A 25,007-nucleotide genomic window follows, 5' to 3' on the forward strand; every position below is an offset into this window, starting at 1 on the left:
ACCCGGCGACCTTCACAGTCCATCATTGACATGTCATCAATGCCATGTCAGGGTGAAGCCGAGCCCGACAGGAGGTCGACCCGTGACCGATACCGCCTCAGACCAGACCGACACCGCAGAGCAGACCGACATCTTTCAGGTGGGCAACTATGCGCCGGTCGCCGACGAGCTGACCGAGTTCGGTCTTCCGGTGCAGGGCTCGATTCCGCCCGAACTGACCGGCTGGTACCTGCGTAACGGGCCGAACCCGCGGAACGCGACGGGTCACTGGTTCACCGGAGACGGCATGGTCCACGGCGTGCGGATCGAGGGCGGGCGGGCCGCGTGGTACCGCAATCGATGGGTGCGCACCGACAGCTTCAGAGAAGACTTTCCGCTGTACAGGGAAGACGGCACCCGCAATCTGCGGGCCAGCGTGGCCAACACCCACATCGTCAACCACGCCGGTCGGACGCTTGCGCTCGTCGAGTCGTCGTTGCCGTACGAGATCACCAACGAACTCGAGACAGTGGGCGCCTACGACTTCGGCGGCAAGCTGGACAACTCGATGACCGCGCATCCCAAGATCTGTCCGACCACCGGTGAATTGCACTTCTTCGGATACGGCAGCATCTTCGCCCCGCACGTCACCTACCACCGTGCGGATGCCGACGGACAACTCGTCGTCAACCGGCCTTTGGAGGTCAAGGCGCTGACGATGATGCACGACTTCGCGCTGACGGCCGGCTATGTGGTGTTCATGGATTTGCCCATCGTGTTCAACCTCGACGTCGCGATGAGCGGCTCCGGTGCCATGCCCTACGGGTGGGACGACTCGTACGGGGCCCGGCTGGGGCTGCTGCGCCGAGACGATCCCCACGGTGAGGTGCGGTGGTTCGAGATCGATCCGTGCTTCGTCTTCCACGTCGCCAACGCCTACGACCGTGATGCCGACACCGTGGTGCTCCAAGGCGTCCGCTACCCCGAATTGTGGCGCGGCAACGACGGATTCGACGCGCAGGGGGTGATGTGGACGTGGACGGTGGACCTGCGCCGCGGCACCGTCACCGAGAGTCAGCTCGATGACCGGTCGGTGGAGTTCCCCCGGATCGACGACCGGCTGGCGACCCTGCCGGCGCGCTACGCGGTGTCAGTGGGGGACGGCGGCCTGGTCCGCCACGACCTGCTCACCGGCGACGCCGCCACGCACCGGTTCGGAACCGTGGACGCGCCGGGCGGACCGGGAGAGTTCGTGTTCGTGCCGGACCCGGGCGCCGCCGACGAGAGCAGTGGCTGGTACCTGGGTTATGTCTACGATCCCGCACGTGACGGCAGCGATCTGGTGATCATCGATGCGTCCGACTTCGCCGGTGCTCCGGTGGCCAGAATTGAGCTGCCACAGCGTGTTCCGTACGGCTTCCACGGGAACTGGATCGCCGACTGACCCCTGGTGGGCTACGACGGCGGGGTGAACGCTCCTGGTTCCTTCGACGGCTGCTGGGGTGACGGCTGCTGGGGTGTCGGCGTCTGCGGGAAAGTGGGATAGGTGTATCTCGGATCCACTCCGCCATTCGTGGCCCACGCGGGCGGCTGCGGCGCCCGAAGCCGGGTCAGTTCCCGGCGATGACGTTCGGCGAGCACGGCCGCGAGGATCAGCGGCGCCGGCGTACCGGGCGGCGGCGGCGGCGAGATGCGGCAGATCACCTCGGTGGTGATCCGGTGGGCCATCTGGTCGCGCATCTGGGGATTCAATTGTGGTGCGCGAGTGAGGAACTGACGAGCCAGCTCGGCCTGTTCGGAGCCCAGGCCGGACAGCTGCAGCGAAGACGCCCACCACGCGAGCTGCGGGGGCATCGGTGGCGGGGGTGAAAGCCTCGGTCCGCGTTCACTGATCACCACCGTGCCGGCGAAGATGTCGCCGATACGCTTGCCTTTCGGCGAGATCAGGCTGCAGATCACCGCAGGACCGCCGGTGAGCATCCAGATCTCGATCACACCCGCCAGCCCGCGGAAGAGAGCCTGGCGGAAGCGTTCCGGGCCGCCGTCTTCGGACACCACCCGCAGGCCCATCGCCATCTTGCCCAGCGACCTGCCTCGGGTGGCGGTCTCGAAGACGACCGGATAGCCCACCAGGGCGAGAACCGTGAAGATGATCAGCACCGCACCCGAGAACGCCGAGTCGAACTGTGACAGCGTCGCCGCCCACAGCACCACACCGGTCACGTAGCAGATGAACACGACGACGATGTCGATCAACACCGCCAATGCACGCACCGGGACCTGGGCGATCTGGACATCGAGGACCACCGCGTCCCCGGTCACCACGGGCTCTTGCGGACTGGCCATATCCCAACGCTACTAGGATCAGCGGGTGTGGATGTCGACGCGTTCGTGGTGGCGAATCGCCCGACGTGGGATCGACTCGACCGGTTGGTGAAGAAACGCCGGCAGTTGACCGGCGCCGAGGTCGACGAGCTCGTGGACCTCTACCAGCGGGTCTCCACCCACCTGTCGATGGTGCGTTCGTCGTCCTCGGATGCCGTTCTCGTGGGCAAGCTGTCCGGGTTGGTGGCCCGGGCGCGCTCGGTCGTGACCGGGGCCCATGCGCCGCTGTGGCGCGAGTTCGTCCGCTTCTGGACGGTGTCCTTCCCGGTGGTCGCATACCGTTCCTGGCGGTGGTGGTTGGGCTCGGCGATCGGGTTCTTCTTCGTCGCCACGTTGATCGCCGTCTGGATCGCCGGTAACCCCGAGGTGCAGGCCGCGTTCGGCACGCCCGCCGAGATCGACCAACTGGTCAACAACGATTTCGCCGCGTACTACAGCGAGAATCCGGCGGGATCGTTCGCCCTGCAGGTCTGGGTGAACAACGCCTGGGTCGCGGCGCAGTGCATCGGTTTCGCGATCCTGCTCGGCATCCCCATCCCGTATGTGCTGTTCCAGAACGCGGCCAATCTCGGTGCGAACGCCGGGTTGATGTTCGACGCAGGCAAGGGTGACATCTTCCTCGGCCTGATCACCCCGCACGGGCTGCTGGAGTTGACGGCGGTGTTCCTGGCCGCCGGTGCCGGGATGCGACTCGGCTGGTCGGTGGTGTCGCCGGGCAACCGGCCACGAGGTCAGGTGCTCGCCGAGCAGGGCCGCGCGGTGATCGCGGTGGCGCTCGGCCTGGTCGTCGTGCTCCTGATATCCGGGGTGATCGAGGCGTTTGTCACACCGTCGCCGCTGCCGACATTCGCGCGCATCCTGATCGGAGTCGCTGCGGAGGCCGCCTTCATCGGGTACGTGATCCACTTCGGCCGGAAGGCGTCGATGGCCGGTGAGACCGGTGACATCGAGGACGCTCCGGACCTGGTGCCGACCCGCTGAGCGTCGCCCTACAGCCGTCCGGTGGCCTTCATCGCCAGGTAGTGGTCGGCGAGTTCCGGTGCGAGTTGCTCCGGCGGGGCGTCGACCACGTCGACCCCGCAGCGCCGCAACCGGGACGCGACGTCGCGTCGTTCGTTGCGGGCGCGCTCGGCCGCCGCGGCGTCGTACACCGCGACGGCATCGGTGCGGCCCGCGGCGAGTGCGTCCACCCGCGGATCGGCGACCGCTGCCAAGAGCACATGGTGTTTGGCGGTCAGTTGGGGCAGCACGGTGAGCAGCCCCTCGTCGATGGCCGAGGCGTTGAGGTCGGTCAGCAGTACGACGAGGGCGCGCCGTCGCGTCCGCCGCTGGATCGCGGCGACCATCGCCCGCGAATCGGACTCGACCAGCGCAGGTTCCAACGGCGCCATCGCCTCGACCAGATGGGCCAGTAGTTCGGTACGCGAGGTGTTGAACACCCCGGCCCGGGTGACGCGGTCGTGTGCCAGGAAGTCGACGTGGTCTCCGGCGCGGGTGGCCAGCGCCGCCAGCAGCAGCGCCGCGTCCATCGACCAGTCCAGGCGCGGCCAGCCTCCGGGGTCTGCCGCCGTCGGATCCACACCGACCCGCCCGGCCGACGTCCGACCGGTGTCGAGCACGATCACCACCCGTCGATCGCGTTCGGGCCGCCAGGTGCGCACCACCACGTCGGCGCGTCGCGCTGTGGCACGCCAGTCGATCGAGCGGACGTCGTCGCCGACGACATACTCACGGAGCGAATCGAACTCGGTGCCCTGCCCTCTGATCAGCGCAGGCGTCATCCCGTCGAGCTCACGGAGCCTGGCCAGCCGTGACGGCAGGTGCTTGCGCGACAGGAACGGCGGCAGGATGCGGATCGTCCACGGGACCCGGTGCGACCCCTGCCTTCCGGCAAGGCCGAGCGGCCCCACCGATCTGGCGGTCACCAGCGCCGACACCTGGTCGCCGCGTCGTACCGGCCGCAACTGTGTTTCGAGCGTGATCTGTTGGCCTGCAGCGATATCAACAGGATGGGTGCGCGGTTCGGCGCGGGCGCTGGGTGCCCACGCATCCCGGACCACCCCCCGGAAGCGCGACCTACCGCCGTTGGCCACCGTCAACACCGCGGTCACCGGTTGGCCCAGGCGCGCCGAGGTCTGACCGCTGCGTGTCGGCTCGAGGGCCCGCGGGCTCCCCGCCAGGACCAGATCCGCCGCGACGGCTACAGCGAGCAGTGCCGCGAGCACCGCGAAAGCCAGTGCGGGCCGGGCGGAGAACGCGATGGGCAGCGCGCACAGCAGTGCGATCAGTCCGGTGCGTCCGGTGAGTATCACTGTGCGGCACCTATCTCGGCACCGGCACCGCAGCCAGGATGCCCTCGATCACGCCGTCCGCGCTTGCCCCTTCGAGTTCGGCCTCGGGGCGCAGTGCGACACGATGCCGCAGCGTGGGCCTGGCCATCGCCTTGACGTCGTCGGGGGTGACGTAGCTGCGGCCCGACAGCCATGCCCACGACCTCGACGTCGACAGCAGGGCCGTGGCACCGCGGGGCGACACCCCGAGCTGCAGCGACGGGGATTGCCTTGTCGCACCGACGATGTCGACGATGTAGCCGAGGACCTCGTCGCCGATGAGCACCTGCCGGACCGCTTCGCGCGCTGCGGCGAGGTCGGCGGGGCCGGCGACGGGTCTGACGGCAGACAGGTCGCGCGGGTCGAAGCCCCGCGCGTGGCGGTCGAGGATCGCGATCTCCTGGTCGCACGGCGGCAGCGGAACGTTGAGTTTGATCAGGAACCGGTCGAGTTGGGCCTCGGGCAACTGGTAGGTGCCCTCGTACTCGATCGGGTTCTGGGTGGCCGCGACGATGAACGGGTCCGGCAGCGCGCGAGGCTCGCCGTCGACGCTGACCTGCCGCTCCTCCATCGCCTCCAGCAGCGCTGCCTGCGTCTTGGGTGGCGTCCGGTTGATCTCGTCGGCCAGCAGCAGGTTGGTGAACACCGGACCCGCGCGGAACTCGAACTCCGCGGTGCGTGCGTCGTAGACGAGCGATCCGGTGACGTCGCCGGGCATCAGGTCGGGGGTGAACTGCACCCGCTTGAAGTCCAGTTGCAGCGCCGCCGCCAGGGTGCGCACCAGCAGCGTCTTCGCGACGCCGGGAACCCCTTCCAACAGCACGTGGCCGCGGCACAGCAGCGCGATCACCAGGCCGCTGACCACGGCGTCCTGGCCGACGACGACCTTGCCGATCTCGGTGCGCAGCGCCATCAGCGCGGCGCGGGCGCTGTCGTGCTCGGTGGGTTGTGTCACGACTGTGCGACCAGCCTTTCCAAGTTGTCGAGTTCGCGGGCGAGGTTGACCAGGTCGGCGTCGGTGGCCGGCGCCGGCCCGTAGAGCGTATGGGTGATGGGCTGGGGGTCCAGGCCGCTGCGTGCGGCGACGGCAGCGGCAACGGTGGACGGCTGGGCCCCCGGTCCCAACCCGAGGCGGGGCAGCAGACGCTGCAGGCTCGATGTGCGCAGCGCGTCGGAGGCGCGGTCCCTGGCCCGTCGCGACCGGTACAACCGTCCGCGGCCCTCCACCGTCTCCGAGGCACGCACCACCACCGGCAGCCTCTCGGCCACCAGCGGTCCGACCCGGCGCGCCTTCCACAGCGCGAGCAACGCCACCGCCAGCACCAGCTGCCACACCACCCAGGTCACCTGCGGGGGGATCAGGTCGGAAACCGTGGCGCTACCGCCGGAGTCCTGACCCTCGTCGCGCTGCGGGGCGTACCAGACCACCCGGGATCGGGTGCCCGCGAGGTTCATCGCCAGCGCGGCGTTGCCCTCCTCGAGCAGGCCCTCGTTCGTCATGAAGTAGGAGCTGCCGACGATGGTGACCGTGCGGCCGTCTGCGGTGTAGCGCGCCAGCACGCCGTCGTAGCAGCGGGTCACAGGTGTCGTCCCGGACGCCTGGTAGGCGTCGGCCACACCGAACTGCACCGTTCCGGCCCGATTCGCCTCGCGCAGATCACAATTCGGTGCCAGCCCGCCATAGCTCGTTGATTCCGCGCGGCGGATCCCGGGTGCGAGTTGCTCGCGGGTGCTGCCCACCGGTTCGACCAGCAGACGATCGCCCGGCACCTCCGCCAGCCGGCTCAGCAGTGAGTCACCGAACAGGTTGAACGTCTGCGCCGCCACGAGAAGGCTGTCGGATCGGGCCTCGCGTTCGACGTCGGCGATGGTCTCTGCCTCGACGACCGTCACGCCGTTGTCACGCAACAGCGTCACCAGGGCGCGCGCCCCTTCCGCGGACGTCGACGTCGCCTCCATCCTGCCGCCGGGTCGAGGGGCGGTGAGGTAGGTTCCTGCCGCGGCGACGACGACGATGACGGCGAGGGCGAGCAGCACCCATCGCAGTCCGCGCCAACGCTGGCTCAGGGTGGGGCCGACCACTGTCGACGAGTGCTGTGTCATCGCACCTCGGCCCAAGCCGGAGGCGCCTCGGTCTGCGGGGATGCGCCCTGCCGTCGCGCGATGTGGCTGCCCAGCTTGTCGTCCAGCGCCGCGATCATCCGGTACTGCGACTCCAGGCCGGGCCGTTCCCCGTAGGTCACGTCGTTGAAAGCCTCTGCGGCCGAGGTGAGTTCGCCGGCCAGATCCGGCAGCGCGCGGCCCGCGGTACGCGCCAGCTCGGTCGCTGTCCGCCCCGGAACGGAATCGAGCACACCGTTCTCCTCGAGCTGGCGCGCGACTGCCCGCAGCCGGTGGCGCACGGCGGGCGCCCAATCTCCGGCCGCCGCATACCCTTCGGCGGTGGCGCGGTGCTCGGCAGCACTGAGTTCCTGGCCGCCGAACAGCGCGGCCGTAGCACCGCGGTTGGTGCGCATGGCCCGTCGGGCGATGCGGACGGCCACCACCACGGCGACGGCCAACAGGATCAGCAGCACCGTGACGGTGAACCAGCCACCCGGAACGTCCGCGCCGCCGGCCACCAGTCGGTAGATCAGTTCGTCGATCCAGTTGACGATCTGCTCGGTCAGCGACGGCCGCGGATAGACGGGATCTGCGAGTTCCCGCTGGGCGGCGCCGTGGGCAGCATCGCGGTCGATGTCGATCGTGGGCATGTCAGCTCTGGCGGGTCAGCCAGAGGTCGTCGGTGGATTCTGGTGACGATGTCGCAGGTCCGCTCGCCGCGCCCGTCTGCAGGACCAGATCGAAGGCCTCCGACCGGATGCGACGGTCGGTGTACTGCAGCACGATGACGCCTGCGCTGAACGGTCCGGTGATGATCTGGCCGATGGCGCCACCCACCGACAACAACACCATGGACAGCAGCATTGCCGCGGTCGACACCGACGTGGCGAACACGAGCTGGCCGCCGAAGCTGAACGGGATCGCCACCGCCCCCGCAATCAGATTCGCCACCAGCGTCGCGAGCAGCCGGATGCCGAACACCCGCCAGAAGTCACCTTTGATCAGGACAAAGGACCGTTTGATCGACGAGATGATGTCGCGGCGCTCCAACACGATGGCCACCGGTGCGAACGTCAGCATGGTGCCGAGGTACACCAGTGCGGCGAGCACCGCGAGCATGAGCGGGGCACCGACGAGAAATGCGACCAGGCCGTCGTCGGTGGCGACCGCGATCCCGAAGATGATGAACAACGCGACGACGATCAGCAGCACGGCGCCGATTGTCTGCAGCAGCGTGAACCCGATCAACGCCCACAGTCGCGGGCGGAACCGACGCCAGGCGTCCCCGATCGTGATCGTGGCGCCGAACACCGCGCGCCCGACGATCACGGTCAGCAGACCGCTGAGCAGGATCGCCGACAGAAACGTGGAGACGCTCGCGGTCAGGCTCGATGCCACCCAGCCGACCATCATCTCGGCGGTGGGCTCGTCGCTGCCCATCGCGTCGGCGAACTGGCCGGTGAACGCGAACGGCACCAGCGACAGCACCAGCGTCAGAATCTGCGCCGCGACCACGACGATCGTCGTGAGGCCAAGGGTGGCTTTGGGATTGGCCCGGATGTAGGCGACCGCGCCGTTGAACATGTCGGACAGGCTGAGCGGTCGGAGCGGAACAATGCCCGGCTTCAACGCCGGCGGCGGTCCGTATCCCGGCGGTGGGTAGCCGGGGGACCCGTAGCCGGGCGCGCCGCCGTACGGCGGTGGCCCGTAACCGGGCGGTGGCCCGTAGCCCGGCGGTGGCCCGTAGCCCGGCGGTGGCCCGTAGCCCGGCGGTGGCCCGTAACCGGGCGGTGGCCCGTAGCCTGCCGGCGGGTAGCCCGGGTATCCGGGTGGGGGATAGCCGGTGGGCGGGCCACTGGGGGGAGGAGTCCCCGCCGGACCGAACCCGCCGACGTTTGAGGTCATGATCACCATCCTGTCGATCACCGCCGGAATTGACAACGTCAGTCACTCCAGACGCACGCCTGACGTTCCGGCACCCCCGGAGATCATCGAGATCACCGCATCAACCGGCGGCCCGCGAGTGGGACATGTGCGTCATATCGGGGTTCGGCGACGCCGTGGTCGGCGTCATCGTTTCGGACTGGGAAGCTCGGGTATCCGACGCGCATGACGCGTTTCGGCTACACCCTCATGACCGAACAGAGTGGACCCAAAGAGCTTGTCCGCTATGCGATTTCGGCAGAAGAAGTCGGTTTCGACTTCGAAGTGTCCAGCGACCACTACTTCCCCTGGCTGTCGTCGCAGGGTCACGCGCCCTACGCATGGTCGGTTCTCGGAGCGGTCGCACACGCCACCGAACGGGTGGAGCTGATGACCTACGTCACCTGCCCGACCATTCGATACCACCCCGCCGTGGTCGCTCAGAAGGCGGCGACCCTGCAGATCCTGGCCGACGGCCGGTTCACGCTGGGCCTGGGCAGTGGGGAGAACCTCAACGAGCACGTCGTCGGCGCAGGCTGGCCGACCGTGGCGCGGCGTCAGGACATGCTGCGGGAGGCCATTCAGATCATCCGCGAGCTGTGGACCGGGGAGTTGGTCGACTGGAAAGGTGAGTACTTCCAGGTCGATTCTGCGCGGATCTGGGACGTCCCCGATGTACCGATCGCCATTGCAGCGGCGGTCTCGGGCGACCGCTCCGTCGAGGAGTTCGCGCCGCTGGCCGACCACCTGATCGCCGTGCAGCCGAACAAGGAGCTTGTCGATTCCTGGCATGACACCCGGCGTGGGACCGGGCTTCCGGGCGACGTCCGGGTGATCGGTCAGATCCCGATCTGCTGGGATCCCGACCGCGACGCCGCCGTGGCCCGCGCGCACGACCAGTTCCGATGGTTCGCCGGTGGTTGGGCGGTGAACGCGGATCTGCCGACCACGGCGGGTTTCGACGGCGCCACGCAGTTCGTCCGACCCGAGGATGTCGCCGAGTCCATCCCCTGCGGTCCCGACCTGGACGCGATCGTGGAATCGGTGCGTGAATACTGGGAGGCGGGCTTCACCGACATCGCACTCGTGCAGGTCGGCGGCGACAGCCAGGATGCGTTCCTCGAACAGGCGGCCGGCCCACTCCTGGACAAGCTCCGAAGCGCTTCGCAGTGAGGGGAATTCGATGACCCGAGGCAAAGGTATCTACGACGACGAAGAGGGTTCGGCATCTTCGAAGAACACCAAGGCCGACGAGGCTGAGGGCGCCGACCGGCGGAAGGACACCCCCGACGTCGACGGGGACGCAGGCGAGCCGACAGCCTGAGGCGGGCGAGACACGCAGAGGTATGCCATGACGTGGCTTCTTTTGGCCTGCGCGATCCTGTGTGAAGTGGCGGCGACACTGTCGCTGAAGGGGTCCGCCACGATTCCGGCGCTGTACGTCGTGGTGGTGGTGGGCTATTTCGCATCGTTCGTCTTCCTTGCCGCTGTGCTCAAGCGGGGCATGGGAATCGGTGTCGCCTACGGCATCTGGGCAGCGACGGGAGTGGCACTCGTGGCGTCGCTGTCGGCGATGTTCTTCGGCGAGGCGTTCACCGTCGCGATGGGCGTCGGCCTGGTCTGCATCATCGCCGGGGTGCTGCTGGTCGAGACCGGCTCGCATCCCGCGACGCCGTCTGAGGGTGGCTGAGGCGAGTGCAGTACCTGCTGTTGTGCGGCGCGATCCTGTCGGAGGTCGTCGCCACGCTGACGCTGCGGGTCGCCGCGACCGGCCGGCCGCGCCTCTACGCCGTGGTCCTGGTCGGCTACGTCGTCGCCTTCACGATGCTGCTCGGTTCGCTGCGCCAGGGCATGCCGCTGGGCATCGCCTACGGGATCTGGGCCGCGGCGGGGGTGGCGCTGACCGCCTTGGCGTCACGGGTGCTGTTCGGTGAGCAGTTGACGCGCCGGATGGTTGCCGGACTCGGATTGATCATGGTCGGTGTCCTGCTGGTCGAACTGGGCGCCGGACACTGAGCACGGAGGACCCGCGGGTCGTTACGCGGCCCTAACGGGTTCTGACCGGGTCGCCGCTACGTTTGCTCTCCAGTCGGTGCCAGGTCCACCAGAACAGCAGCGCAGCGGCCACCGAACCGGCGGCGGCCAGCCACTGCGAACCCAGAAACAGATGCCACTCTGCGGGGTCGTCGTTCAGATGGGCCGACGCGCCGCGCAGCACCTGCACCACGCCGAGTGCCAGGCTCGCCGACCCCACAGCGCCGACCAGCACGACGAACACCGTACGGAGTGTGTAGCGCGTCGCAGAGGGGGAGATCACCGCGCGGATCCGGCCGGTACGGGCCAGGAAGTGTGACGCGGCGCAGGCCACGATGAGCGCCACCGCGTCGGCAGCCAGAGTGTCCGAGAGCCGGTGGGCCTTGATGATGACGGTGTAGGCACCGATGCCCACCGCCCAGGTGAGGGTGAAGAACATGGCCACACCACGGAACCGGTACGGCATCACGATCAGCGTGGCGAACAGCAGCGACATCGCCGCGGTGGTGTGCCCGCTGGGCAATGTGTTGTCGGCGAACGTGCCGTTGATCGCGACAAGTTCGGGACGCGACAGCACGTGATACTTCAGCACCTGCGTGGCGGCCTGCCCGCCGAGGATCACCCCCACCCCGGCCACGGCCAGCCACACCTGGCGACGCAGTAACCCGATCACTCCGACGATCGCCGCCGCGGCCAGCTGAGACGTCACCGTGATGGTGTGGAATTGGTCCAGCGCCGCCTGACGCAACTCGGCGTCGACCTGGGTGGCGCCGCGCAGCGCCGCGTCCTCGAACCGCTGGCCCGTCGTGGTCTGCACGGCCAGCAGGTAGACCACGGCGCCGAACAGCAATGCGGCGATCAGTACTGCAGTCCACCGGTGCCGGGCCCGATGCAGCCGGTCGTCCCCATCGAGCGCCACCCGCCTCTCGGTCCTCGTCACCGCCCCAGAGCTCCTATTCGTACGTCCGGTCCGGACCGAAACCCAGCGTTCGACCGAGCGTATCGGCAGTCTGTATCCCGCACCGTTTGTACGCAGTGAGCGTGGCCGCCCGCAGAATAAGTCCATGACGTATGTGCCGCGCTTCGCTCAGACGCCGGGGGACACCGTGGCCGTGGTCGACCTGGAATCGGCGTGCGCACTGTTCGGCTGGGACATGCTGCCGTATCCACTGGGGCGTAGCCGACCCGTCGGGTCGGTGTGGCTTGCCGCCAGAGCGGGCGAACCGATCGCTGATCGACTCGCCGGTGGAGACCTCCCCGGAGTCCGATCATGGGTGGAAGCCCTTGTGCGAAGCGATGTCTGCGTGGAATGCCGAGTGCACTCCTTGGACGCGCACGCGCCCGAGTTGCGGCTGCACGCGTTGCGTGCGGGCGAATCCGGGTTCGTCGCAGTGCAGACCCGCGACCGGGACGGTATCGACGTCGTCGACATCCACTCGGTGGCGCCGGATGCGTTGGCGGCCGCGATTGCAGAATCGGTAGGACTGGTCGGCGCGGGTGCGCACCCGCGTATCGCGGTGGCCGGAGGTGGCAATCATCTGCCGAAGATGCCCGATACGCTGGAAGAATACGATGACCTCGGATTCCCTGTCCGGCGTGCCGAGCCCGACGAACTGCCTGCCCGCGTCTTCGACGTCAGCGAGATCGTGGCGACCGGGACGGTGCAGACCCGTTACGAGCCGGCGCGGCAGTGGGGTCCGGACCCGCAGAGTCGAATCCTGCAGTGGGTGCGGGTCAGCGGCGACGGCGACTACATCTACGAATCTGACGGCCACGCCGAGCCGCTGAGCGAAGACATGCTGCGGAGTTTCATCGAGGGTTCCATCGCAGACGACATGGAGTCCGCGCGTGCGCGCCGCGGCCTTATTTGAGGTTGAGAACTGCGTTCACCCCGGTGCGACGAGAGACGACCAATGTCATTCGCGGGTGAACTTCTTGTCATCGAGACGCTGAAGGGCGCGGCCGTCGACGAGCTCGTCGCGGCATTCGGGGTGCTGCCAATAGAACCGAACCCAGTCTCGCAACGGGTCGCTGTTGCCGGTGACACAATCTGAGAGAAGGGTGGCGCTTCTACCCTCGGGCAGCACCAGCACGATCAGCTCTCTGCCGCGGAGTTTGCGACGCACCGGGTGGTCCTGAATCTGTTTGATGTCTTCCCAATTGGCGCGCCGGAATGCCAGCCACGGCCCGTTCCACACTTCGCAACTGTCCGGGGTCAAGCGCAGATAGCAGTCGCCGCCGTGAGCGATCATGCGCCACAGCGTCGCCACGCCCGTCACCAGGATGAAGACCATCATCCAGGGCGTGGAAGACCGATAAGTGGGCATGTCGACATGACCGAATGGTGCGAAAGCGACATAGAGTACGGCCGCGAGTACCGCCGCGCCGATCCAGATCATGGAAAGTGCGTCAAAGAGTTTCCTCGGTCGAATTGTGGTTCCGACGGAGTTGAACTGGCCTCTAGGCTCCGCCATCCACCGCATGACCGCCCATTGGGCCGAAAAGCCGAAAATTCCGACAGCGAATATTGACGCGATTGCTCCCGAGAGGCCTTTTCCGTCAACGATTTCCGCGAGCCCCCACCAGAGAAAGAATATTCCGCATGCAGGCAGAAACCCGAATGCGGCTAGGTTGCTGACCAGTCTCATCGCGTGCAGAACTGATTTCCCAGGAAGGTGCCGAGAGCGCCAACACCTTGAGAGCCGGCCGCGGAGATGAATCCCGCACCAATCCATCCCACTCCAGGGAATGCCAAAGGCGCGAATCCACCCGCGATTGAGCCGGCACCGGTGTAGGTGTCAACGCATCGCTCGAAAGCACTTTGGGCGCCGGCGACATTGAGCAACATCTCAGCGACCCCGACGGCAGGTCCGGCGAACTTGGCTCCTGTACCGACCTTCTCGAGTGCTTCCGCACTCAGTCTCGGGATGGATCCACCCTGTTCGACGTATCGCTCCAAACCGGTCAGAGCACCACCCGCGATGGCCGTAGGTGGATTGCTGAAAATCTCAATCGGGATGTCGCCTTCCCGCCCGTCGGGGGTGTACAGCTTGGCTTCGGTCCTGCCGTTCGGCCACTGATGGGTTTCCATGAGTGTGCCGTCTGCAAGACGTGTACTCGTTGTCGTGGCGCCTCGAAGTGAATAGGTCGTCGAGTCCTTCCACGTGACAGTGCTGGTCTGCGACAAGAAGTTCCCATCTCTGTCGTAGTGGGCGACGCGCAGGGTAGGGCCACGGTCCCACTGGTACTCGTTGTCGTCGGTCACCACTTGCTTGCTGCCATCCTGCATGGTGTGCGTTGTGGTGGTGATGTCACCGTCGGCTTCCACCGCCGTATCCCTGACCGTTTGTGACATGTCGATGTCACGCAGCATTGCCTGCTGCATCAGTCCGGTCGCCGCCGCCGGGCAAGGCACTTCATCGCCGGGCCTCTGTAGTCCGGGCATCAAGTTGTCCAGTCCGGTCGGATCTGGCGCTTCGAACCCGTGCGGCTTCGCCGCCGCGACCACCGCGGCGGCAGTGTCGTCGTCGGCAGCGCCCACCGCCAGCAGAAGTCCGTTGACGGTGATCTGCTCGGCCTGGGCGCGTCGCTCCAGCGCTGCCGCCTCCTCGGCGGTCATCGCAGCGCCGGTGATCAGGACCACCCACTGATCGCTGACGTGTAATTGACCGGTCATGTCGATCTCGTCGGCCCTGTTCAACAATGCGGTTCGTGCTTCGCTGACGGTGCCGGCGCCGCCCCGAAGCGCCGCGCCGACGGTCTTGGTGTACGCCGCCAAGTCACTCGCCGCGTCCGCTGCGCGTCCGAACATCTTGTTGGCCGCGGTGTGCGCGTCACCGGACCACGCTCTGGTCTCGGGCATGGTGTCGATGTTGTTGCTCATCATGGTCACCGCATCGGCGACAGCTCGGCCGCTGTCCTCGACCGCTTGTCCGGTGAAGGCCAGAGAATCGGGATTCCAGCGCTCCAATCGGGAACGAGAAGGCAGCACGGGTCAGAAGATTCCCTCGAAGCCGTCGGCAGCGGTGGCCACCTTGGTCCCGATATCGGCGTCGCGGATCAGCGCCGCGGCGTTGTCGACCTGCCCGGCGAAGGCCCGCAGAATCTCCGGATCGACATCCATGGCGACCAGATTAGTGCAGCCAGAGGGGCCGGTGGTGCACCAATTTCGTCCGCTCGGGCGGACTGGACGGCAAGAGGGCCATGACCGGAAGACCAGTCAGGGCATGGAATCTGGGCCGCGCCGGATGGTCACCGGACTCGGAGGCGCGACGCTCAGCCGCGGCCGTCAGGCTGATCGTTGTTCTTCTGGGCGCCCCAGCCGTGCACCCGGTCGACCTCGATCAGCGCGCTGACACGCGGCCGGTCACGGTCCGGGTATGGCTTTCCCTGGTAGTGCTGGGACAGTGCGTCGATGTCGGTGAGGCCTTCGTCGTCATAGATATCGGTGATATGTCCGATGACGGTGACGTGGGTGTACCAGTCGCCGTCGTCGATCACCGTCAGCGAGACCCGCGGATCCTTGCGCATGTGATTCAGCCGCTTGCGGTGAACATCCATGTTGACCAGCAGCTGGTCGCCTCGCAGGAGGTACCACGTCGCGGCCGAGACCGGATGCCCGTCGCTGCGGACGGTGCTGATGACGGCGGGGTTGGGCTTCGACAGCATCTTCTTGGCGTCGTCGGTCAGTGCTGAAGGCATGAGGTCTCCTGAGTGGGGTTGCGTCACTGTCATCACAGAGTGCCCGGCCGCCGATGAGTTACACCGGCTCGAGCTCAGGACTGTGCCAATCCGTGGACCACGGCGAATATGACAAGCGCAAGCAGCAGAGTGAGAACTCCGAGGGCGCCGCCGGCCAGTGCGGCGCCCCGGTTCGTGGCTTGCCTGCGATCGACGCGGCCGGAACCGACCACCCCGGCGATGATCGCGCAGACCGCGGCGGGGAGCGCGACAAAATCTCCGACGATCGGGACGAAGGTGAACGTGATCGAGATGACCCCGAGAATCAGCGCAGCGGTTCCCACACCGTTGCGCATTGCGGGCGTTGGCGTTTCGAGCGGCGGCGTCATCGAACTCCTTCGCAGAGTGCGTCGTCTATCACGATAGCGCCCAATTTCGCGGGCTGACGGGACGGAACGTCTTCGGGTACTCACCGAGCGCGTGGGATGGAATAGGGCTGGAGAAGTTGGTCGACCGGTGCGTAGTCATCGGTGAGCACGTGTGCCTCCCCGATCCATGTGGACAAGTCGGTGTCGGCGATGACGGTCCATGGCGTTTCCTGGATGTCGAGCGCCGTGTGGATGCCGCGTTGATCGAGTGGACCGTCCGAGGCCACGACGACCAGATTGCCGCCGTCTGGCGGGTTGGACTGGCCGGTGAGGATGACATGATCGAAGGTCTGCCTTAAGGTCGCGACCGCTGCGCGCGCGAACGCCTGGGCTCCGTGGTCGATGAGGTTCGCGACGTAGATGCCGTCGGGTTTGAGGACCCTGCGCACGTCTGCCATGGCCTCGACGGTGGTGAGGTGCCAGGGCACACTCACACCGCCGAAGGCGTCGCCCACAATGAGATCGCGGCTGTCATCTTCGAGTCGGCGCAGACCGAGTCGGCCGTCTTCGACGCGAAGGTCGATCCCGATGTCTGATGCGCCGAGTACGTCGCGGTCGATGCGCACCACTCCGCCGTCGATCTCGGAGACGACATTGTCGGTGCCGGGCCGGCGGGCGGCGAGATAGCGGGGAAACGTCAGACCACCGCCGCCGAGGTGATAGGCCGTCAGTGGCGCGGACCCGGGAAACGACGTATCGACGATCGCGGCGATCGCACGGATGTAGGTGAATTGCAGGAACGTCGGGTCGTCGACGTCGACGTAGGAGTGCCGCACACCGTCGAGTTCCAGGGTGCGGCCGCTGCCGCGGTCGGGGTCCGTGATCAGCCGGGCGCAGTGGTATTGCGTTTCCGCGTCGCACCCGCCGGGCGCGAAGTAGCCGGCGACACCACCCGCCACGGTCACGAGCGCCATTGCCGCCGCAGTAGCACTGGTCCACCTGCGGGTTCGCCACTCGAACAAGCCGGCGCCGGCAACCAACAGAACTCCGAGGCCGACCAGGATGGCGGTGACCGGTAGCCGCGAGATCAGGACGAAGCCGGTGAGTACGGTTCCGGCGATCGCGCCCACGGTGCCGACTCCGGACAACTGACCCACCACTGTCCCGGTTTCGGCGAGCCTGCTCAGCCTCAGCTTCGTCACCATCGGCGTCACCGCCGACAGCAGCGCACCAGGCACCAGGATGCTCGCCGACGCCACGAACATCAGGGCAGGTGGTGCCCACTCGGCCACACTTCGCAGCAGCGCCGGAGTGAACGCCACCACAGTCCCGGATATGCCCAGTGCGGGCCCGATGAGTTGACGCGGATCCCGCCAGTCTGCGACACGCCCACCCACCCAAGATCCGAAAGCGATTGCGCACAGCGCGATTCCGATCACCATCGTGCTCGTCTCGAGTGTCAGACCGAGATAGGGAGCGAGCAGTCTGAGCGCGGTGATCTCGACCACCAGCACCGCAGCCGAGGAGAAGAAGGCCAGCGCTGACGCCGTGCGGGAACCCATCAGGGTGACTTCCGGGGTCGCGGGCTGCCCGGACGGGCGATTCGCTTGGGCCACGTAGCCCATCCTCGCAGGCGACTTCGCGATGGCCGCCGAACAGGAAGAAGGCCCCGACCAGAATTCCCGGTCAGGGCCTCTCACCTGCGATCACACGAGTCGGGGTGGCGGGATTTGAACCCACGACCTCTTCGTCCCGAACCACGCCACCTGGGGTTTTGATGACGTTGGGTACGTTGGCCCGCGTAAGTTTTCCCAGCTCAGCTGCATTGGGTGGGTTGGCGCGCGCAGGAGTCGCGAAAATCTACTGCGGACTGCCTGCGGACTGAGACACCTTGGTGGTCAAGGCCGCCTTTGATTTACCGAGAGCGGGAACCTTGAAATCAGGATGTCAGTTTGGACGCTTACTCGACGGGCTTGCAACACCAGATCACGACGGATCCGCAACCAAAGATCACGTCTGCGAATGGACCTCGCGTTCCTCGCATTCCTCGCTTCCACTAGTAGTGCGTTGCTCCTTATTTCTGCGTGGCGGTGTCAGCTACTGGGGTCCGCGTTGCTTTGGAAGGCCACCAGCTGGCTTCGCGTAGAAGTGTGGCGATGGCGGGCACGGTGAGGGTGCGCACGAGGAAGGTATCGAGCAGCAATCCGAAGCCGATGATGAGGCCGGCTTGGATCATGATTGCGACTGAGCCGACCATGAGGCCGAACATGCTGGCGGCGAATATCAGACCAGCTGAGGTGATGACGGCTCCGGTGTTTGCCACGGTGCGCAGGACGCCGACGCGGATGTTGGTCCCGGATTCTTCGCGGAGCCGTGAGACGAGCAGCATGTTGTAGTCGGCGCCGACGGCGACGAGGATGATGAATGCCAGTAATGGTACGGGCCAAGCGATTTCGTAGCCCAGTCCCCATTGGAATACCACAACGCCGATGCCGAGCGAGGCGAGGTAGTTGAGCACGACGGTGCCTAAGAGGTAGAGCGGTGCCAGGAGTGCGCGCAGCAGTAGGACCAGGATGACGCCGACGATGATTATGGTGGCGACGGCCAGTTGTGCGAAGTCGGCCCATAGGAATCGTTGGATATCGGAGTTGACGGCGGGGAAGCCGGCGACGGATACGGTGGCGTCGGCGAGCGACGTGTTGGGTCGTGCGGTGTTGGCGGTGTCGGTGATGCGGCTGGCGAGCTCCATGGCTTCGACGCTGTAAGGGTCGTGGCTGCTTTCGATCATGAACCGCGCGGTCTTGCCGTCCGGTGAGAGGAATTGCTTGGCAACATCGGTGAATTGCCGGTTCTCGAATGCATTAGCGGGCAAGTAGAAACCGCTCGAGGAGTCGGAGTCCGCCGCTGCGCGTGAGGAATTCTGTAGTTGGGTGGCGATCTGGCTCATACCGGACAGCATTTCGATGTTGCTGTCGGCGAGGGTGCGGACACCGGTCGCGAGTGCTTGAGCGCCGGAGGCGAGCTGTCCGATTCCCTCCTGCAATCGGCGGAGATTGGTGGCTAGGTCGGCGGGGTCACCGAGGGCTCCGAATGCCTTGTCCAGCGAGGCGACTGCGTTCTGGACGTTGGAGAGGGTGCCACCAACGGTGGCATTGGTCGCGGGATCGTAGCGGTCCCCGAGGTCGGCGATCTGGTCGAAGAATCCGCTGTCGCGCAGGCTGACCAAAATCTTCACCTGGTCACGAATTTGGGCGCACTGCGGGGTGGCGGCACACCACGGTGAGGTGTTGAGCGCGCCCACGAGTGGATCGAGCTGGGTGATCGCGTTCTGCGCCTGGTTGGCCAGCGGTCGCAGTCCTGGGCCGGATTGGATGGCTTGGTCGACGGCGGGGGCGGTGGCGGAAAGTTGTTGCAGCAGTGGGCGGAACTGGTTGACCTGAGTTCCCGCGGATTGAGCTTGGGTGAGGATTCCGGCCAGTGGCGCGAGGGCGGTGCGCACCGTGCCATCGAGTTGGGCGAGGCCGTCGGCGAGCTGGTCGGCGCCGCCGGTGAGTTTGGCGAGGTCGTCCTTGCGTGAGTTGCCCTCGGCGACCGCGCCGGCCATTTTCTCGCCGATCTGGCCGTTCTGCCAGGCCAGTTCTGCTTGGTCGAGGCGCTCCCCGGTGGGGCGGGTGACTCCGGACACCCTGGTGACGCCGGGGATCTGGGAGACGCGAGAGGCCATCTCGTCGAGATCGGCCAGCCCCCTCCCGGTCCGCATGTCGGTCGGGTTCTCTACGACGAGGAACTCGCTGATGACGACGTCCTTGCGGAAGTGGCGGTCCAGAAGTTGGTAGCCCTGGTTGCTGGCCGTGGTGTCTGGTTGTCCCTTGCGGTCGTCGTAGCTGATTTTGATGGTCGCAGCGGCTGCCGACAGGGCGAGCAGGATGGCCAGGCTGACGATCAGCAGTGGCACCGGACGGCGGACCACGGCGACGGCGACGCTGTTCCAGTAGCGGCGGGTGCGATCGGATTTGGGTTCACCGATGCCGCGTTTGGCGGCTAGCGACAGCACGGGTGGCAGCAGGGTGACGGTCGCCAGAAATCCGAACAGCACGGCGATGGCACACGCGGGGCCCAGGGCGGCGAAGACGCTGAGCCGCGCGAAGACCATGGCCAAGAACGCGAGTGCCACGGTGGCGGCGGACGCCAGGATGACGCGCCCGATGCTGGCGGTGGCGTGGATGATCGCCTGATCGGCGGGTACTTGGGCGCGGCGCTGCTCGTGGTACCGGCTGATCAGAAAAACTGTGTAATCAGTTCCGGCGCCGAGCAGGATCGCCGTCATGAATGCGACGGTGAACTGGGAGACCGGCATGCCCATCTCGCCGAGGGCGGATAGCACGCCGCGCCCAACCGCCAGGCTCAACCCGATTACCAGCAGTGGCAACAGCGCGGTGAACACTGACCGGTAGACGATCAGCAAGATCAGGGCGATCACGCCGGCGGTAGCGATCGAGATCAACAGCAGGTCGTGCTCGGCGGAGGCGATCATGTCGCTGAAGGTCGCCGGTGGTCCCGTCACTTGGACGGTCGTGGTCGATCCGGTGAACACCTCCGCGGCGATGTCGCGCACCGCGTTCAAGGATTCGGCTGCCGTGGGGTCTCCGAGGGTGCCGGTGACACCGACGGGCAGATACCAGGCTTTGCGGTCGGCGCTGACTGCCTGAGCTTCGGTAATCGGATCGGCCAGCAGGTCCTGCACCAGCAGGACGTGGTCGCCCTCGGCCTGCAACCGGCGCACGAGTTCGCCGTAGCGCTGCCGTGCAGTTGGAGTCAAGCCAGTGGGGTCTTCCATGGCGACGAACACCATGGTTTTCGAGCCTTCTTCGCCGAACGCGGCGCTCATGCGGTCAACCGTCTGCAAGGACGGGGCGTCGCGAGGAATGAGGTCCACCGACTGTTGGCGCACCACGGTTTCCAGCTGTGGGAACAGCAGCGCGAGAACCACCGCGGCGCCTAGCCATACCCCGATGACGAGCGCTTTGTGTCGGAGGGTGAACCGGGCCAGGGTCGCCAACCGTTCGCTGTACTCGCGAGTGTCGGCCGGGTCGGTGGATCCGTTGGCGCGCCGACCAGGCCGCTTGGCCTGGCTTGGGGCATCTGCACTGCCGTCGGTCACTTGGCCTCCACTGGTAGCGATACTGCCGGTATCGGTACGCTACCGCACGTAGTGCAAGTGGTGACGGCGACCGGTGGGGGCCTCGCTCAAGAGCGTCATGAGTCGACTCCCTACGGGATTGCGGCGGGCCAGTCGGCCGCGAATACCTGCACGGCGTGCAGGGCGCCTCCTACCGCCACCGTCGCCAGTGCCGCACGATCACTGCTGGGGGCGGGAATGACGACAGCCGCTGCCACGTCTCTGAGAACTCGAAGTTTGAGCGTTCTGATCGTCAATCGCTGCCCTCCGCGGAGTCCTATGGTGGCACGCGCCCCCATTGGGGGCGGATGCTACCAAAGTGTTGCGACCTACTGTGGCTTGCCAAGATGGACATGTGCGGACGCGGTCGAAGAGATGGGGCGGGCGTACCGGTGCTGAACGCCGGGCGGAGCGCCGTCAGCGCCTCATTGATGCCGCGACGGAAATCTGGAGTGAAAGCGGTTGGGCAGCAGTCACGATGAGAGGAGTGTGCGCCAAAACCGGCCTGAACGACCGTTACTTCTACGAAGACTTCAAGACCCGCGACGAGTTACTTGTCGCTGCATGGGACGGCGTGCGCAACGAGATGCTCGGTGAGGTTTCTGCGACGCTCGCAGAACGCATCGGGCAGCCGCCGATGGAGACCATCCGCGTGACCATCGCCGCGGTGGTCGACCGGATTGCAGAGGATCCGGGCAGGGCGAAGATTCTACTGGCTCAACACGTGGGCAGTTCCCCGCTTCAGGATCGGCGCGCTGTCGCACTGCAGGAGGCGACACACCTGGTGATCGCAGCCAGTGAGCCACACCTGAGGCCGGAAGCCGATGAAACCGCCCTTCGGATGGACACACTGGTGGCCGTTGGTGGCTTCGTCGAATTGATCACCGCATGGCATGCAGGTTTGCTTGACGTCATCCAGGGGGAGATCGTGGAGCACACGAGTCGGCTTGCCGAGACGCTCGCCGAACGTTATTTGGTCGACGACGCTGGCCTCTAATGTTGTACAGCGGCGTTCATGTGTTCAGTCCGGAATGAAGCAAGCGGAGGCACCTCGACATTCGCGAAGCGCGGCCGGGAGGCGCCAGAAGCTAACTCTGAGGTTTGGCTTTGGTCGTGGCCGACTCGACTGCGTTCTGCAGCAGCACATAGCTGCCGAGGCTGCCCAGGAAACCTGCGCAGTGCTGAACGAGTTCATCGGTGGTGAACTCGAGTTCTCCGTCGAGCCAGCGGCGCAAGACTTCGAATAACCCACCCACACCCAATGTCGAGGCCAAATGGGCAACGCCCACTGCGGAGTCGGCGATGTCAAGGTGAAGTCTGGCCTCACGCAATACGAGGTCGGTGAAACCGGTCATCATGTCGCTGCGTAACTCCCGAAGCAGCGGCTCCGTTGCAGATTCCACGAACAAGATCCGACCCAGTCGAGGATCATTGTTGATCATGCTGACCAGCCCGCGGATCGGCGCGTACGCGAGCACCTCGGGTGGGGCGCCGGCATCGGGGATCGCGTCAACTATCACCTCCTGGAAGGTTGCGTAGAGCTGCTGGTAGACAGCTCGCAAGAGGGCGTCTCTGTCAGGGAAATGCTGATAGAAGTAGCGTGACGTCACGCCGGACTCAGCGCATACGGCAGTCACCGTGGCGGCGGCAACGCCGTGCGTGCCGATCAACTCCATCGCGGCCTCGATGAGACGCGTGCGCCTGTTCCGGTGACGCTCCTCGGCGGACATCCCGCTGTACACCCGCACCGATCGCACAACGCATAGCTTGCCATCTAATTCTGACTAGGCGTAAAGTCAGATCATCAGTGCCCATGACAACAGGAGAACAACATGAGCGACGATTCGTCCACACGGCCCACCACGCGGGTCGTCCCGAAGCCCCGCCGTGTCCGATTCGACATGCCTGCTGAGACCAGTCGGCAGCACTTCGTCGATGGCGACTTGGTGATGAGCCACTTTGTGTCCACCTTGTCGGCCACGTTCCCCGAAGGCGAAGACTTCTTCATCCGGTCAGTCCGCGAGTACCGGGACCACATCAGCGACGCTGACCTGAAGGAGGCGGTCAAGGGATTCATCGCTCAAGAGGCCACCCACCGGCACCAGCATCGGCTGCTCAACGATCGCCTTCAAGCGATGGGCTATCCCACCGAGGGGATCGATCGGCATATCAAGAAGTTGGTTGGCCGACTCGAGAAGCGTTTTTCTCCCAAGATGCGCCTGGCTGTGACGGCAGCCCTCGAGCACTACACGGCGACATTCGCCGAGATCATTCTCACCAGCGACGAAGCTCAAGAACTGATCGGCTACACCGAGGTGCGGCCGATTCTGCTTTGGCACGCACTGGAGGAATGCGAGCACAAGGCCGTCGCTTTCGATGTCTACGAGACGGTCGGTGGAAGCGAACGCACCAGGGTCTGGGGAATGCGGATCGCCAGTCTCCTATTGTTCACCGAGTTGGTCATCCAGACCACCCGCTCTCTGGCCGGCGATCGTGCCGCCTACAACCCGGTGCGGTTGCTGCGCAGCCTTCGAGCCTTCCGTCATAACCCGCTGTTCAGCCGAGCAGCGATTGAGCGCTTCCGTTCCTACACCCACGCCGGGTTCCATCCCGACGACTGGGATAGCGCAGAAATCCTCGAACGTTGGACCAAGGAACTCTTCGACGCCGATGGCGGCCAACAGCTACGGAGTAACGTGTAGGTCGACAAGTACTTTTGTGGTGAAAGCCGCCATATGGAACGACCTCTTCACGAAGAAGTGCGTTGCGCCGTGGCCGCATCGCGCGTTCAGGCATTCCGCTGATGCGGGCGGAAGGGCCATTACCGCCGTCCCGTCAGCGTCCGAAGACGTCCCGGCAAATCTGCACACAAGTTGGCGCCGTGTCAGCGAGCGCGCATGTCTTCTACGAATTGCTGTCCGGAGTTGCGATGCCGTTCGCGTCGGTGATTGGTCCGGTGCCGGCAGCGACGGGTTGGGGCATGAGCACCGCAGTAGTACTTCGCATGGCGGAACGTGCCGATAAGCGTCACGAGGCTGTCCTCGGTGTTGTGAACGGCCTGTTCCTGACGACCGTGTTGGCTCACTTCATACACTGGCCGAAGCGCTGGAGATTTGGTGTGCCAAGCCTGTCCGAGTGCGAAGGACTATGCGGCCCAATCCTGGTGCCTTACAACGGTATTCTTTACATTTCGGGGCTCAGTGCTGTAGCCGGATTGCTGGAGAATGGTCGCCGAGGTGCGGTCCGTGGTGCGATCGTCCCGCTGCTGGGTGTTCCAGTTCTCCTTCGACTGCAGCGGATGGAATTCCGTCGGCTCAGTCTTCAGGCCCGGCGCAATCCTCGGTGGTGGAATCGCCGTCTGCAGATGCAACCGCCCGACCGTTCGACATCGTCAGATCCCGACCAACAGGTGCTAGGGGCAGAGTCATAGCACGGAGTCGACATGGCGAGCCGATCACCCTTCAGTCAACGGAGGGTCGAACTCCGTCAGGGGGCCATCCTTCGAGGCCGTCTTCTAGCGGCACGTGCAAGGACCGCAGCAGCGCTGAGAACAATCTCCAATTCCCGATCGCGGCGACGAGTTCGACGAGGACGGCCGGGTCCCCGTGCAACGCGCGCTGACACTCAGCCCAGGTTTCATCCGAGATGGTGCCGTCACGCAACGTCTCGTCTGTCGCCGCCAGTACCGCCCGCTCGGCTTCGCCGAAGTGGCCGGCGTTCTGCCAGTCGCGCACCCCGAGCAGGTCGCGTTCGGGCACATCGAGCAAGCGGGCAACCCTCCAGTGTTGCGTCCACTCATAGACCGAATCAGTGACCCAGCCGATTCGCATGATGATCAGCTCCCGTAGCCGCGCATCCAGCGCGCCTTTCCACAGCAACGCCTCCAGCATTCCATGCAATGCGACGGCTACAGGGGGCTGATGAAGCGCGATCCTGAAAACAGACAGTTCAGCCATGGCGTCCGGAATCCCGCATTGAGCGGCGCGCTCGCGGGCATCTGTCAGGGCAAGCATGTCAACCCGGCTT

27 protein-coding genes are annotated in these 25,007 nt (G+C 65.9%); 10 read left to right on the forward strand and 17 right to left on the reverse strand.

Going from position 1 to position 25,007, the window contains the following annotated elements; translation table 11 throughout:
• The first annotated feature begins 82 nt into the window (after positions 1–82).
• A complete protein-coding gene (locus ABDC78_RS18900; RefSeq protein ID WP_178357469.1) occupies positions 83–1,423 on the forward strand; it encodes a carotenoid oxygenase family protein in 1,341 nt (446 codons plus the stop codon).
• A gap of 11 nt (positions 1,424–1,434) precedes the next feature.
• Here ABDC78_RS18900 and ABDC78_RS18905 read toward each other — a convergent pair whose 3' ends face one another.
• Complete coding sequence (locus ABDC78_RS18905) at positions 1,435–2,325, reverse strand: RDD family protein (RefSeq protein ID WP_178357470.1); 891 nt, start codon at positions 2,323–2,325, stop codon at positions 1,435–1,437.
• A gap of 27 nt (positions 2,326–2,352) precedes the next feature.
• Between ABDC78_RS18905 and ABDC78_RS18910 the strand changes: the two genes are divergently transcribed.
• Positions 2,353–3,345 carry a stage II sporulation protein M gene (locus ABDC78_RS18910; protein WP_178357471.1) on the forward strand — a complete coding sequence of 331 codons (993 nt, stop codon included), beginning with the start codon at positions 2,353–2,355 and terminating at the stop codon, positions 3,343–3,345.
• Between the two features lie 8 nt (positions 3,346–3,353).
• On the opposite strand, the gene ABDC78_RS18915 is transcribed toward ABDC78_RS18910, so the two are convergent.
• From ABDC78_RS18915 to ABDC78_RS18935, 5 genes are read right to left on the reverse strand one after another with little or no spacing between them, the layout of a single operon-like run.
• Positions 3,354–4,676 carry a DUF58 domain-containing protein gene (locus tag ABDC78_RS18915; protein ID WP_178357472.1) on the reverse strand — a complete coding sequence of 441 codons (1,323 nt, stop codon included), beginning with the start codon at positions 4,674–4,676 and terminating at the stop codon, positions 3,354–3,356.
• A 10-nt stretch (positions 4,677–4,686) separates the two neighbouring features.
• Entirely contained in the window at positions 4,687–5,607 is a 921-nt protein-coding gene (locus ABDC78_RS18920) for a MoxR family ATPase (RefSeq protein ID WP_218620371.1), read from the reverse strand.
• 38 nt (positions 5,608–5,645) lie between these two features.
• Positions 5,646–6,797 (reverse strand): DUF4350 domain-containing protein, encoded by a 1,152-nt coding sequence (locus tag ABDC78_RS18925; protein WP_178357474.1) that lies wholly within the window; start codon positions 6,795–6,797, stop codon positions 5,646–5,648.
• On the reverse strand, positions 6,794–7,447 hold the full coding sequence (locus ABDC78_RS18930; RefSeq protein WP_178357475.1) for a DUF4129 domain-containing protein: 654 nt from the start codon (positions 7,445–7,447) through the stop codon (positions 6,794–6,796). The genes ABDC78_RS18925 and ABDC78_RS18930 overlap by 4 nt, the downstream gene beginning before the upstream one ends.
• Before the next feature lies 1 nt (position 7,448).
• Positions 7,449–8,702, reverse strand: coding sequence for a hypothetical protein (locus tag ABDC78_RS18935; protein WP_178357476.1), 1,254 nt, complete (start codon positions 8,700–8,702; stop codon positions 7,449–7,451).
• 204 nt (positions 8,703–8,906) lie between these two features.
• Between ABDC78_RS18935 and ABDC78_RS18940 the strand changes: the two genes are divergently transcribed.
• Genes ABDC78_RS18940 through ABDC78_RS18955 form a run of 4 tightly spaced genes read left to right on the forward strand, consistent with a single transcriptional unit; the run spans position 8,907 to position 10,736 of the window.
• On the forward strand, positions 8,907–9,893 hold the full coding sequence (locus ABDC78_RS18940) for an LLM class F420-dependent oxidoreductase (protein ID WP_178357477.1): 987 nt from the start codon (positions 8,907–8,909) through the stop codon (positions 9,891–9,893).
• A 10-nt stretch (positions 9,894–9,903) separates the two neighbouring features.
• A complete protein-coding gene (locus ABDC78_RS18945) occupies positions 9,904–10,044 on the forward strand; it encodes a hypothetical protein (RefSeq protein WP_178357478.1) in 141 nt (46 codons plus the stop codon).
• Positions 10,045–10,071: 27 nt separating this feature from the next.
• Positions 10,072–10,410, forward strand: a complete 339-nt coding sequence (locus tag ABDC78_RS18950; RefSeq protein WP_178357479.1) for an SMR family transporter — start codon at positions 10,072–10,074, stop codon at positions 10,408–10,410.
• Positions 10,411–10,415: 5 nt separating this feature from the next.
• Positions 10,416–10,736, forward strand: coding sequence for an SMR family transporter (locus ABDC78_RS18955; RefSeq protein ID WP_178357480.1), 321 nt, complete (start codon positions 10,416–10,418; stop codon positions 10,734–10,736).
• 31 nt (positions 10,737–10,767) lie between these two features.
• On the opposite strand, the gene ABDC78_RS18960 is transcribed toward ABDC78_RS18955, so the two are convergent.
• The gene (locus ABDC78_RS18960) at positions 10,768–11,694 is read right to left on the reverse strand and encodes a phosphatase PAP2 family protein (RefSeq protein ID WP_347133145.1); all 927 of its coding nucleotides are present in this window, start codon (positions 11,692–11,694) and stop codon (positions 10,768–10,770) included.
• Positions 11,695–11,818: 124 nt separating this feature from the next.
• Between ABDC78_RS18960 and ABDC78_RS18965 the strand changes: the two genes are divergently transcribed.
• Entirely contained in the window at positions 11,819–12,625 is an 807-nt protein-coding gene (locus tag ABDC78_RS18965) for an ESX secretion-associated protein EspG (RefSeq protein WP_178357482.1), read from the forward strand.
• Between the two features lie 45 nt (positions 12,626–12,670).
• Here ABDC78_RS18965 and ABDC78_RS18970 read toward each other — a convergent pair whose 3' ends face one another.
• The 8 genes from ABDC78_RS18970 to ABDC78_RS19005 form a co-directional block, all read right to left on the reverse strand.
• Positions 12,671–13,153, reverse strand: coding sequence for a hypothetical protein (locus ABDC78_RS18970; protein ID WP_178357483.1), 483 nt, complete (start codon positions 13,151–13,153; stop codon positions 12,671–12,673).
• Between the two features lie 245 nt (positions 13,154–13,398).
• Positions 13,399–14,745 (reverse strand): hypothetical protein, encoded by a 1,347-nt coding sequence (locus tag ABDC78_RS18975; protein ID WP_178357484.1) that lies wholly within the window; start codon positions 14,743–14,745, stop codon positions 13,399–13,401.
• 3 nt (positions 14,746–14,748) lie between these two features.
• Entirely contained in the window at positions 14,749–14,877 is a 129-nt protein-coding gene (locus ABDC78_RS18980) for a hypothetical protein (protein WP_256735893.1), read from the reverse strand.
• Positions 14,878–15,029: 152 nt separating this feature from the next.
• Entirely contained in the window at positions 15,030–15,455 is a 426-nt protein-coding gene (locus ABDC78_RS18985) for a TIGR03618 family F420-dependent PPOX class oxidoreductase (RefSeq protein WP_178357485.1), read from the reverse strand.
• Positions 15,456–15,529: 74 nt separating this feature from the next.
• Entirely contained in the window at positions 15,530–15,823 is a 294-nt protein-coding gene (locus ABDC78_RS18990; protein WP_178357486.1) for a hypothetical protein, read from the reverse strand.
• Positions 15,824–15,903: 80 nt separating this feature from the next.
• On the reverse strand, positions 15,904–17,427 hold the full coding sequence (locus tag ABDC78_RS18995) for a fused MFS/spermidine synthase (RefSeq protein ID WP_178357487.1): 1,524 nt from the start codon (positions 17,425–17,427) through the stop codon (positions 15,904–15,906).
• A gap of 449 nt (positions 17,428–17,876) precedes the next feature.
• Positions 17,877–20,963, reverse strand: a complete 3,087-nt coding sequence (locus tag ABDC78_RS19000; protein ID WP_067992162.1) for an MMPL family transporter — start codon at positions 20,961–20,963, stop codon at positions 17,877–17,879.
• 110 nt (positions 20,964–21,073) lie between these two features.
• Complete coding sequence (locus ABDC78_RS19005; RefSeq protein WP_255620133.1) at positions 21,074–21,199, reverse strand: hypothetical protein; 126 nt, start codon at positions 21,197–21,199, stop codon at positions 21,074–21,076.
• Between the two features lie 137 nt (positions 21,200–21,336).
• Between ABDC78_RS19005 and ABDC78_RS19010 the strand changes: the two genes are divergently transcribed.
• Positions 21,337–21,978 (forward strand): TetR/AcrR family transcriptional regulator, encoded by a 642-nt coding sequence (locus ABDC78_RS19010; protein ID WP_085981140.1) that lies wholly within the window; start codon positions 21,337–21,339, stop codon positions 21,976–21,978.
• Between the two features lie 91 nt (positions 21,979–22,069).
• On the opposite strand, the gene ABDC78_RS19015 is transcribed toward ABDC78_RS19010, so the two are convergent.
• Positions 22,070–22,711 (reverse strand): TetR/AcrR family transcriptional regulator, encoded by a 642-nt coding sequence (locus ABDC78_RS19015; RefSeq protein WP_011895470.1) that lies wholly within the window; start codon positions 22,709–22,711, stop codon positions 22,070–22,072.
• A 102-nt stretch (positions 22,712–22,813) separates the two neighbouring features.
• On the opposite strand from ABDC78_RS19015, the gene ABDC78_RS19020 reads away from it, so the two are divergent.
• The gene (locus ABDC78_RS19020) at positions 22,814–23,683 is read left to right on the forward strand and encodes a metal-dependent hydrolase (protein WP_011895469.1); all 870 of its coding nucleotides are present in this window, start codon (positions 22,814–22,816) and stop codon (positions 23,681–23,683) included.
• Between the two features lie 179 nt (positions 23,684–23,862).
• Positions 23,863–24,411: a hypothetical protein gene (locus tag ABDC78_RS19025; protein WP_052537336.1), complete on the forward strand. Its 549-nt coding sequence runs from the start codon at positions 23,863–23,865 to the stop codon at positions 24,409–24,411.
• A gap of 31 nt (positions 24,412–24,442) precedes the next feature.
• On the opposite strand, the gene ABDC78_RS19030 is transcribed toward ABDC78_RS19025, so the two are convergent.
• Complete coding sequence (locus tag ABDC78_RS19030) at positions 24,443–24,994, reverse strand: carboxymuconolactone decarboxylase family protein (RefSeq protein ID WP_011895467.1); 552 nt, start codon at positions 24,992–24,994, stop codon at positions 24,443–24,445.
• Positions 24,995–25,007: the final 13 nt, after the last annotated feature.

Origin of the sequence: Mycobacterium sp. DL, assembly GCF_039729195.1 — a bacterium.
Lineage (GTDB): Bacteria > Actinomycetota > Actinomycetes > Mycobacteriales > Mycobacteriaceae > Mycobacterium > Mycobacterium hippocampi_A.